Annotated in this window: 11 protein-coding genes and 2 pseudogenes; 5 read left to right on the top strand and 8 right to left on the bottom strand. The window is 65.0% G+C overall.

Features of this window, described 5'->3' with window-relative positions; genetic code table 11:
• From AC1DJT_RS29740 to AC1DJT_RS29730, 3 genes are all read right to left on the bottom strand, one after another.
• A partial coding sequence (locus AC1DJT_RS29740) for an ABC transporter ATP-binding protein (protein ID WP_476835452.1) occupies positions 1-709 on the bottom strand: 709 nt, incomplete at its 3' end.
• On the bottom strand, positions 706-1,590 hold the full coding sequence (locus tag AC1DJT_RS29735) for an ABC transporter permease (protein WP_441504544.1): 885 nt from the start codon (positions 1,588-1,590) through the stop codon (positions 706-708). The genes AC1DJT_RS29735 and AC1DJT_RS29740, both read right to left, overlap by 4 nt.
• Positions 1,591-1,598: 8 nt before the next feature.
• Complete coding sequence (locus AC1DJT_RS29730) at positions 1,599-2,642, bottom strand: PhnD/SsuA/transferrin family substrate-binding protein (protein WP_441504545.1); 1,044 nt, start codon at positions 2,640-2,642, stop codon at positions 1,599-1,601.
• 405 nt (positions 2,643-3,047) lie between these two features.
• On the opposite strand from AC1DJT_RS29730, the gene AC1DJT_RS29725 reads away from it, so the two are divergent.
• The gene (locus AC1DJT_RS29725; protein WP_476835453.1) at positions 3,048-3,524 is read left to right on the top strand and encodes a CYTH domain-containing protein; all 477 of its coding nucleotides are present in this window, start codon (positions 3,048-3,050) and stop codon (positions 3,522-3,524) included.
• 147 nt (positions 3,525-3,671) lie between these two features.
• On the opposite strand, the gene AC1DJT_RS29720 is transcribed toward AC1DJT_RS29725, so the two are convergent.
• Positions 3,672-4,004 carry a hypothetical protein gene (locus AC1DJT_RS29720; protein ID WP_441504546.1) on the bottom strand — a complete coding sequence of 111 codons (333 nt, stop codon included), beginning with the start codon at positions 4,002-4,004 and terminating at the stop codon, positions 3,672-3,674.
• Between the two features lie 319 nt (positions 4,005-4,323).
• On the opposite strand from AC1DJT_RS29720, the pseudogene AC1DJT_RS29715 reads away from it, so the two are divergent.
• From AC1DJT_RS29715 to AC1DJT_RS29705, 3 genes and pseudogenes are all read left to right on the top strand, one after another.
• A pseudogene (locus AC1DJT_RS29715) lies at positions 4,324-5,314 on the top strand (aldo/keto reductase).
• 32 nt (positions 5,315-5,346) lie between these two features.
• Complete coding sequence (locus AC1DJT_RS29710; protein ID WP_441504547.1) at positions 5,347-5,538, top strand: hypothetical protein; 192 nt, start codon at positions 5,347-5,349, stop codon at positions 5,536-5,538.
• The gene (locus tag AC1DJT_RS29705; protein ID WP_476775867.1) at positions 5,535-5,774 is read left to right on the top strand and encodes an MFS transporter; all 240 of its coding nucleotides are present in this window, start codon (positions 5,535-5,537) and stop codon (positions 5,772-5,774) included. The genes AC1DJT_RS29710 and AC1DJT_RS29705 overlap by 4 nt, the downstream gene beginning before the upstream one ends.
• Here the strand turns inward: AC1DJT_RS29705 and AC1DJT_RS29700 are convergent.
• Positions 5,771-6,445 carry a LuxR C-terminal-related transcriptional regulator gene (locus tag AC1DJT_RS29700; protein WP_441504548.1) on the bottom strand — a complete coding sequence of 225 codons (675 nt, stop codon included), beginning with the start codon at positions 6,443-6,445 and terminating at the stop codon, positions 5,771-5,773. The two genes, AC1DJT_RS29705 and AC1DJT_RS29700, sit on opposite strands and share 4 nt — an antisense overlap.
• A 322-nt stretch (positions 6,446-6,767) precedes the next feature.
• Between AC1DJT_RS29700 and AC1DJT_RS29695 the strand changes: the two genes are divergently transcribed.
• Entirely contained in the window at positions 6,768-6,893 is a 126-nt protein-coding gene (locus tag AC1DJT_RS29695; RefSeq protein ID WP_441504549.1) for a hypothetical protein, read from the top strand.
• A gap of 197 nt (positions 6,894-7,090) precedes the next feature.
• Here AC1DJT_RS29695 and AC1DJT_RS29690 read toward each other — a convergent pair whose 3' ends face one another.
• The 3 genes and pseudogenes from AC1DJT_RS29690 to AC1DJT_RS29680 all read right to left on the bottom strand — a co-directional run.
• The gene (locus AC1DJT_RS29690) at positions 7,091-7,873 is read right to left on the bottom strand and encodes a DUF4344 domain-containing metallopeptidase (protein ID WP_441504550.1); all 783 of its coding nucleotides are present in this window, start codon (positions 7,871-7,873) and stop codon (positions 7,091-7,093) included.
• Positions 7,874-8,737: 864 nt separating this feature from the next.
• Positions 8,738-9,436 (bottom strand): RibD family protein, encoded by a 699-nt coding sequence (locus AC1DJT_RS29685; RefSeq protein WP_441504551.1) that lies wholly within the window; start codon positions 9,434-9,436, stop codon positions 8,738-8,740.
• Between the two features lie 101 nt (positions 9,437-9,537).
• Positions 9,538-9,702 (bottom strand): annotated as a pseudogene (locus AC1DJT_RS29680) (NAD(P)-dependent alcohol dehydrogenase); the annotation flags it as partial.

The following is a 9,702-nucleotide window of genomic DNA, read 5'->3' as shown; positions in this document are numbered from 1 at the left end:
GTTCGCCACGCAGCACAGCAAAGCCCGGGTGCCTGGCGCGCGGGTGGGCCAAGGAAACCGGCTGGTCGAGGGTGATGCGTCCTTCGTCGATGACGAGCACGCGATCGGCGAGCTTGATCGCTTCGTCGACGTCATGGGTGACGAGCAGGACGGTCGGGCGATGCTGCCGGATCAGGCGGAAGAGGAGATCGTGCATCCGGATCCGCGTCAGCGCGTCGAGTGCGCCGAAGGGCTCGTCCGCCAGAAGCAGGCGCGGCTGGCGCACCAGGGAGCGGGCGAGCGCCACCCGTTGCTGTTCGCCGCCGGAAAGCGCGTTCGGCCACGCCTCCTCCCGCCCGGAGAGGCCGACATCGGCCAGCGCCTGCCGCCCGCGAGCGTCGCTGTCGGCCGCATGCAGGCCGAAGACGACATTCTGCAGCACGCTCTTCCAGGGCAGCAGCCGCGAATCCTGGAAGAGGACGGAGCGGTCGGCCGGCACCGTGAGCGTGCCCTCGCCCTCGACACCATCGTCGAGCCCGGCGATGGCGCGCAGCAACGTGCTCTTGCCCGAACCGCTCTTGCCGATGAGCGCGACGAACTCGCCCGCGGCGAAATCCAGCGAGGCGGGCCCGAGCACACTGCGGCCGGAGAAGCGGCGCGTGACGTCGCGCAGGCTGACCGCGAGGGCGTCCGGCTGCGGCAGGCGGAGCGGATGAGCCGAGGCGTTCATGACGCCAGCGCCTTGCGATAGGACAACGCCTTGCGCTCCCAGAGCCGGACGGCGAAATCGGAGCCGAGGCCGAGCACCGCATAGATCGCGAGGCCGACCACGATGATATCGGTCTGGCCATAGTCGCGGGCGCGGTTCATCAAGTAGCCGATGCCCTGGCTGGTATTGATCTGTTCGAGCACGACGAGCGCCGTCCAGCAGGTGGTCACGGCAAGTCGCAGGCCGGTGAAGAAGCCCGGCAACGCGCCGGGCAGCGCCACCTCGCGCAGGAAGGCGCTGCGCGTCAGCCCGACGCTGCGGGCGAGCTCGACATGGCGGATATCGATGCCCCGCAGCGCCGCATGGGTGTTGATATAGATCGGCACGAAGACGCTGGAGGCGATCAGGGCCACCTTCATGGCCTCGCCGATCCCGAGCCAGAGGATCGCGAGCGGGATCAGCGCGAGCGTCGGGATCGCCCGCTTGATCTGGACGAGGCCGTCGATCGAGGCCTCGCCGATCCGGCTGAGACCGGATGCGAGCGCCAGCAGCAGGCCGACCGCGACGCCGATGCCGAGCCCCAGATAGGCGCGCCCCGCMGATGCCAGGAAATGGTCGGCAAGCGTGCCCGATTGCAGCAGCTCGAAGCCGGTGAACAGGGCGATCGACGGCGCCGCGAGGAATTTCGGCGAGAGCCACCCCGTCAGCGAGGCGAGCTCCCAGAGAACGACCAGCGCGACCGGCCCGAACAGGATGGCGCCCGCAGGCAGGCGGCCCGGCGCCAGTTTCGGGAGCTTGCCCTGCGCGGGGGGCGTCGGGTTTGCCTGCGCCGGAACGCCCGCAATCGCGGCGAAGGGCACCGAATAGGCCGTGGCAATCAGCGCGTGGCTTTGATCGGACATGGACAGCCTCAATTGGATTTGGCGGCGATGATGTCGTCGAAGCGCAGATCGAATTCCTCGCGTGCATCGAGCCGTTTCGGCAGGTCGCCAGCCTCGTGGATGACGTCGATCAAGGCCTGCTGCTTCGGGATCAGGCTGGCGAGCAGGGGAAATTCGAAGCGCCCCTCGGCTTCGACGATCCTGCGCCCATCCGCCGGCTTGAGGTTCTGGCGCTTGACGTAATAGGCCTCGACCCAGCCCTCGGCATTCGCATGCGACCAGCGGTTGGCATCGATCCAGGCCGCCACGAACTCGCGAATGGCTGCGAGCTTGGCCGGATCGTCCAGGGCCCGCTTGCTCGCATAGAGATAGGTCAGGCTCTTCGGCAGGCGGTCGTTCTGGTCCTTCGGCAGGGCGCTCGCGCCGCGATCGGCGAAATCGGCGAGATAGCGCGAGAAATGCGGCTCGTTCAGCGCCGCTACATCGACCTGCCCCGTTCGCACCGCATCCGGGAAATCGGCGGCCCGCAAGGGCACGAGCCGCACATCCTTCTTCGTCAGCCCCGCGAGCTTCAGCGCGTTGAGAACGAAGGGCTGACGGCCCGTCCCCTCGCCATAGGCGATGCTCTTGCCGCGCAGTTCCTCCAGCGAGGCGATCTTCAGCCCGGGGCGTACGGCCAGCGCGTAGTCGGTTTCGGACGAGGTGCGCGCCGCCACGATCGGAATCTGCTCGCCAGCCGCATGGGCCTGGATGGGCGGCGTGTTGCCGACGGTCGCGAGATCGAGAGCCCCCGCCCGGAAGGCTTCGAGAATGGCCGGGCCGCCGAGAAAATTGGCATAGGTCACCTGGCTCGACAGCCTGTCATGGGCGCCCGACGCCCGCATCAGGCTCTGCAGCGCCTCATTCTGATCGGCGACGACCAGCCTCGTGCCGACCGGAGCCTTCGCAAGTGGTGCGGGCTGCCCCTGGGCCGCCGCAAGACCGGGGGCGGCGACCGAAAGCAGGAGCGACATGGCCAGGATCGTGCGGCGCCTCAGCCCTTGTGTCCCTGCGGAAAGCGCATCGCTCGACATGGTTGTTCCTCACTCAGCTCGTGCCCGGCCAGGGATGAATGTCGCGACCGGCCGTCGAAATACTGGCGAAGAATCGTTCTTTTAGTCAAACAGAATGTTCTTTCTGAAATACAACGAAACGGCRAACGTCATTCTCCTGGAGCTGCGCATGCGAGAACGCTGCTGCTCGGCGAAAAATTCTGTCTCCGGGAGGACGATGACGGAGCAAAGCGTTCGCTGTTGCTGCGGAGGCACGGCCAGTATTGCGGCGGCACCGGAAAAGGGCCTTCGACGCCTGCCGGCCGAAACCCAATCCGGGATGCCGATCCGGGGTCCGGAGTGAAGCGGTGAGCTCCCCCTATGGGTTATGCCGAGAACGCCAATCAGGTTATCGCTGGTGAGACGAGACCCAACAGCGAACCGGACATGGGCACAGAGATTGAACGCAAATTCCTCGTCATCGCCGACGATTGGCGGGAGAAAGCTGGCCCGGGGCAGCCCCTGCGCCAGGGCTATCTTACGCCGAAGGGGACAACCAGCGTCCGCATCCGCTGTGCCGCCGCTGAGGCGTTCCTCACCATCAAGGKGGAGACTCATGGTCTGGCCCGCCCGGAGTTCGAATACGAAATCCCCGTCGCGGAAGCCGAGGAGATGCTGCTGACGCTGTGCATCGGCCCACCCCTCGAAAAGACGCGATACAGGGTCGAGCATGGCGGGTTGACGTGGGACGTGGATGTGTTCTCAGGCCGCCATGCAGGGCTTGTGATCGCCGAGGTCGAACTGATCGAGGCCGCTCAGCATGTCGATCTTCCGTCTTGGGTCGGACTCGAAGTCACGAATGATCCTCGCTACCGAAATGCCGCGCTCGCCGAGGGGGACGTTCTGCCTCCAGCGTCGCCATAAGTTCGCCCCTCTTCCAGCGGTGACGGGCATTTTTGGGTTTGCCGCCTTCCGCCCCCCGGAGATATCGAGGATCAGTGGCAGGCGACAGCCTTCTGCCTCTGCATCGGCTGCCCGCAAAAGCCGCAATCCGCTTTTCGGGCCGGCGCCCTAAGGCTCCCCGCCATTGGGGTTCGGCCCCTCGCCGCCTCGCCGCGGCTGATCGCCAAGGCGCTCGGCCACGGCCTCCCGAGCCTGCGCAAAGATCATCCCGACCGTCGCGACGATATCGTTGAGCAGACGAGCATCCTCTTCGATGGAGACGCCTTCAATCGTTGCGTTCTTGGCGTCGTTCAGAAACCGCTGCTCCAGGGCATCGAGACGCTCCGGCCCGCCCAGAATGGCGATCTCGACCAGGGCGTTCCTGGCGAGGCTCGCGGCACCGGCCAGCGACGCTGCCAGCGTGTTGATGAAGGCCTCTTGGCCATGGGGACCGCCGTGCATGGTTCCCTCCCGGTTGCGGGCAATGATCGCACCGAGCGAGACGCCGTGTCGAATCCAGCTGCCACTCCCAGCAGATTGCCGGAGCGGCCATCTGGGTTTGAGTTTCGCCCCGGAGCAGACCTCCACCAGCGGCGCACTCGCCGCTCCCGAAAGGTACGGCGCGTGACGAACGCGCCAGTTTAGCACGCCACGGCTCAGGCTTACTCATGAACTACGGATATGACTTCATGCGGTCTATGCCGTCTAATTGATCGATGGCGCCTCCCCTATCTTCGGCAGCACGGCGAGAGAACGCCCTTTGAACCCCGGAGAACAGGCGATGAAGTCACGTCTTCTTGGACAGAATGGCCTAGCGGTGTCGGCCCTCGGTTATGGCTGCATGGGGCTGGATTTCGGCTATGCCAACAGGCTCAGCAGGCAGGAGGGCGTCACGCTGATCCGCCAGGCGGTGGAGCGCGGCGTCACCTTCTTCGATACGGCCGAAGTCTATGGCCCCTACACCAATGAGGAGATGGTCGGGGAAGCGCTACGACCGGTCCGTGACCAGGTGGTGATCGCCACCAAGTTCGGCTTCAACTTCGTCGAGGGCAAGCAGTCCGGCCTGAACAGCCGGCCCGCGCAGATCAAGGCGGTCGCGGATGCCTCCCTCAAGCGGCTCGGCGTCGATGTCATCGACCTGTTCTACCAGCACCGTGTCGACCCCCGGCGTGCCGATCGAGGATGTCGCCGGCGCCGTCAAGGACCTGATCGCGGCCGGCAAGGTCAGGCATTTCGGGCTCTCCGAACCCGGCGCGAAGACAGCACGCCGCGCCCATGCCGTGCAGCCGATCACCGCCCTGCAGAACGAGTATTCGCTGTGGACGCGCGGCGTCGAGAGCAATGGCATCCTGGGAACCTGCGAGGAACTGGGCATCGGCCTCGTGCCCTACAGCCCGCTCGGCAAGGGTTTTCTCACCGGCGCGATGAGCAAGGACACCAAGCTCGGCGAGGGCGATTTCCGCAGCATCCTGCCGCGTTTCACTCCCGAAGCCATGGCGAAGAACCAGGCCTTGGTCGATCTCCTCCAGCGCATCGCCACCGAGAAGGGCGCGAAGCCGGCGCAGATCGCGCTCGCCTGGCTGCTCGCCCAGAAGCCCTGGATCGTGCCGATCCCCGGAACGACCAAGCTTCATCGCCTCGAGGAGAACCTTGGCGCCGTCGCGGTCGAGCTCACCGCCGCCGATCTTGCCGAGATCGAGCAGGCTGCGGCGGCGATCGCGATCGAGGGCGAGCGCTATCCCGCGCAATTGCTCGCGACCACCGGCCTTTGAGCGCCGGCAGGTCAACCGTACGGAACTGGCCCATGAGCAACGACATCGAAGCCAAGGCGCTGGCCTGCGCCGCCGCCCGGTCGCGCCCTGATGCGGCCGGCCAGCCCTGGCGGGTGCTCGGCGTGCTCAGCGTGCTGATGGGTTTCGCGTCGATCTCKACCGACCTCTATCTGCCMGCCTTGCCGGAGATGGCGCACGCGCTCTTCGCGCCGATACCGGGCTGATCGAGCTCACGGTCTCGGGTTTCCTGACCGGCTTCAGCCTCGGCCAGCTGTTCTGGGGCCCGATCAGCGACCGCTATGGCCGGTGCCGGCCGGTGGCGATCGGCCTCGTGCTCTTCGTCATCGGCTCGGCCGGTTGCGCATTCGCGGGCAGCGCCGGAGCGATGATCGGCTGGCGCATCGTCCAGGCCGTCGGCGCCATCATCTCGGGCAAGCAGATGAGATCAGGCTTCCCTTAGGAGTGGAGCCTTGTGACCGTCGCGATGGTCATCGGCGGATAGAGCCTTTGCGCGGCGAGCACCACCTCGAGGCGGTTGCGCACGTTCAGCTTGGCCATCAGGTTGGTCATGTAGCCCTTGATGGTCTTGTCGCTGAGCGACAGCTCGCGGGCAATCTCGCTGTTGCGTTTCCCAAGCAGCAGCAATTTGACGATCTGCTCCTCGCGGACGCTGAGCCTGTTGCTGATCGCCTTCTGGCGTTCGACCGCCTTGTCCTGCAAGGCACCGATCACCTTGGTCGCGAAGGCGGGTGTGACATAGACATCGCCGTGCTGCGCGGCCTGAAGCGCCTGGAACAGATCCTCGCCGGGGCTGCCTTTCAGGACATAGCCCCTTGCTCCGGCATCCAGGGCCCTGATCGCATCATCGGGGCTTGTCGAGGCTGTGAACACGATGATCTTTGTCTCGGGAGCGATCTTCAGCGCGTCCGCAATCGCCTGGAAGACATCCCCCACCATATTGAGATCGACGATCATCTCACCGGGGCGGTGCGTCCTGACGATCGAGACGATATCCTCCGCGATGTTCCCGGTCGCGGTGAGCGCGAAACCGCCCCATCGTTTGAGCAGTGCTCCGATCCCCTCCATCAACAAGGGGTGGTCGTCGACGATCGCAACCGAGCGGTCCGGCATGATCCCAGAACCTCTGTACCGTACTTCACCTCCCCAGGCCGAGCGAATGGTTGCTTAGTCAACGCTCTTTGTAAATGCTAAAAAAATCGAAACATTCTCGAACCATCATGGGCCGGAAGCGGAGCAGGAAGGCCGGGCTGGCAGGGGTTCGACCATGGCTCCGCGATTTGCCGCCCTGCTGCCCCGGCGCTGCGATGGTCAGGGCAACGATCACACCATCAGTTTGCGCCGGGATAAACTTCGAGGCGAGGATTCATCGGGATTTAGTCGCCAATCTGTACTATGATGACGGGGTGGGGACCTACTCAACGAGGGCTGCGCAATGAAAACACTCCTGATCCTGGCTATTTCAGTGGCGTTGTCTGGCGTCGGCGGATGCGCCTATTACGGCAAGGGCAAAGCACCCCCGCCCGCGCCAGCGGCAACGCCCATCGTCACCAAGGGCTGACGCCCCAAGCCAATATGTCAGAGAACGGCCGGTTCAACTGGCCGTTCTCTTCTCACAATACTTGCCTGCTTTGCTCTGCTTGCCTGAATTCTATCCCTCGATGTCTCGGCGACGGGTGCGCGAGGCCGCGCGCCTGGTGAGCCCGATGATAGGGTCCCGAGAGCCAAGCCGGGCTTCACCTTCTGCAGACAGACACTCTATTTCGGCGCGGCGGAATTCACCTGCGGATACAGCCGGGCCAGCGCCGCCTGGTCAAGATGCGGGACGAGCAGCGTCTTGAAGGCGTGGTCGACCTGTTCATATTCGACCTTGCAGCCACTGGCGCGTTCGGCCGGCAGCACGCCCTTGTCGACCAGCGCCTTGTAGCGGACGGGGTCGGAGCCATAGGCGAGGCAAAGCACGTTGTACATGCGCTGCAGCGGAGTGCTGTGAGCATCGGCGAATGTCTGCCCGTCGACCGGGCCGCCCGGCATCCGCTTGAGCTTCTTGAAGCTGTGGACGCCCGCCTCGTTGAGGTAGCAATAGACGATGCCGGCGATCAGGCCGTAGGCATCAGCCTTGTAAAGGTTGAGCTCCATGTAGGACGCAACGAAATCGGCGGCGTCCTCCTCATTCCCCAGCACCGGAATCTTGAGATAGTCGAAGATCGCGTGCCCGCCTTCGTGAAGAAACAGGTCGATGACCGGCCCGACAAGAGCATCGTTCTCACTCACCCAATCGGGCCGCTTGGGACCCCGCGCGATGTCGAGGACATACGCGACATACTCGTAGCAGATCGTGATCTCGTCATTCTCGAACCAGGCATCGATCTCGCCGTCGCAGCCCTTCGCCTTCAGCGTCAATGGCCTCGGCAGCCGGAAAAGCCGGTAGAATTCGGCCGCCTTCTCGAGTGCCTGCTTTTCACGCAGGAGATCGAGGACGGGCTGATGCGCCGGGTTCTTCGGCGCCTCGTAGGTGATGGTGACGACAGGCGCCGGCACGGCGGGCTGCGCGGATGCCGCTCCGGTCACGCTCAAAGCCAAGCCGAAAGCGCACACGCCGAATGACAGTCTGGAGGCTGGCCTCATGGCGGCTCCCCTTCCTGATGCGACCGATCAGGTAGATGCCAGCCTAACCCAGAAGGAGTGCTTGCGGGAGAGCGTCTGCGCCGTGGCAGGTCGGCTGAGACTTCGGATGGGATGACCGGGTTTCGATCGGGACGGCACCTCGGCCTTGCCCGGCATCGCCGCGCGTTGGCAATGGAGGATACGAGAGCCGGAATAACCGTAATGTGTCCTTCGCCTCATAGACCGGACCTTCCCGCCCCCGCGATGATCTGCCCATACTCATGGGGTGGGTTGCAGGGGGTATGAGATGGACCAGAGACGCGTCGCGGCGGCCGTCGAGGCGGCCGCCCGGGCATTGCATGAATCCGTACGAAACCATCATCAGTTTCATTGGGACAAGATGACCGAAACCTGGCGACAGGACTTGCGGAGCTACATTCAGCCCAGCGTGATCGCTGCGCTCGAGGCATCGGACCGGATCGTCGCGTCCTCGCCTCCCAGATCGGCATCGGTTGCGAGGCCGCGGCTGCCCTCGGTCGGGCGCTGACGCCGGCACCGCAAAKGCGGAGCGACACAAGTGGTTGCATCGCCAGGACTGGCCGCGCCATGTGGAATGACGCGGCCATGATCCTGGGCACGCGTCCCTGCGCCCCTGCCGCTGGACCAGCAAGGCCATGTCGATGACGCTGCGACAGCGCACATCGCTACGCTCGAGCCGCTCGAAGGCGTCGTTGATCTCGTCCATGCCGATCATCTCGACATCGGGATGAACACCCTTCTTGGCGCAGCGTCCGGGCCTCAGCGGGGCGCCACGATGTAGCGCAGATGCAGGATGCCATGCGCCAGCGGTTCGCAGCTCTTGAAGGAGAGCTGCACATCGCCGTCGAGGCCGTCTTCTCCGGCCTCGACGAAACCCTGATGTCCGCCCCGTCCGTCGAGGGCGGGCACGAGGAGCAGGCTCAGCTCGTTGACCAGGCTTGCGGCGAAGAAAGAGCCGTTGATACCGGCGCCGCCCTCGAGCAGCAGCCGGTGGATGCCGAGCTCGTGGCCGAGGACATCCAGCATGGCGGCCAGATCGATCTTCGCGGTTTCGGCGACGATATAGGAGACACCGTCCGCGGCGAGTTCGGCGAGATGACTGTCTGCAACCCCAGGGCCGAGCAGCACCACGACAGGGTCGCCGCCGATCTTCGGCCCGGCAAAGTGGAGTTTGCCGGATGGATCGAGCGCTATCGCAAAGCACTCGGCTTCACGGACCGCGAAATGGCAGGGCCGCTCGACCGGGCCGACCTGGGCCGGTGCGTGCGGACCGACCTTGCTGATCTCGGCCATCGTTACCCGGCCGACGAGCCAGGCGTCGGGCTCGAGCCCCTCATGGACCTCTTCATAGAGCCTGGACCATTCGGCCTTGCTGCCATCGGGGCTCCAGGTGAAGCGGCTCGGATGGAGGCTGCCGTCCAGCGACGAGAGCATGTGGCAGATGACGATGGGTCTCATGGCTTGCTCCCCCAAGGCGCTCGCACGGAATGGCACCGCCCTTCGGAATGGCACCACCATGCGCGATGGCGCGGCCATGATCTTGATCCGACCCGCGCGCCCTACCCCGCCTGCGCTGGAACCAGCGAGGCCATGTCGATGACGAAGCGGTAGCGCACATCGGCGCGCTCGAGCCGCAGGAAGGCGTCGTTGATCTCGTCCATGCGGATCATCTCCACATCGGGATGAACCCCCTTCTTGGCGCAGAAATCCAGCATCTCCTGCGT

Source organism: Allobosea sp. 05T422_2, from assembly GCF_056396265.1.
The sequence above is the reverse complement of the archived record's forward strand: the minus strand, read 5'-3'. Positions and strand labels throughout refer to the sequence as shown.

Coding starts and splice junctions, on each gene's coding strand:
- AC1DJT_RS29730 (WP_441504545.1), bottom strand. CDS start 2,642: ATGTCGAGCGATGCGCTTTCCGCAGGGACACAAGGGCTGAGGCGCCGC.
- AC1DJT_RS29720 (WP_441504546.1), bottom strand. CDS start 4,004: ATGCACGGCGGTCCCCATGGCCAAGAGGCCTTCATCAACACGCTGGCA.
- AC1DJT_RS29700 (WP_441504548.1), bottom strand. CDS start 6,445: ATGCCGGACCGCTCGGTTGCGATCGTCGACGACCACCCCTTGTTGATG.
- AC1DJT_RS29695 (WP_441504549.1), top strand. CDS start 6,768: ATGAAAACACTCCTGATCCTGGCTATTTCAGTGGCGTTGTCTGGCGTC.
- AC1DJT_RS29685 (WP_441504551.1), bottom strand. CDS start 9,436: ATGAGACCCATCGTCATCTGCCACATGCTCTCGTCGCTGGACGGCAGC.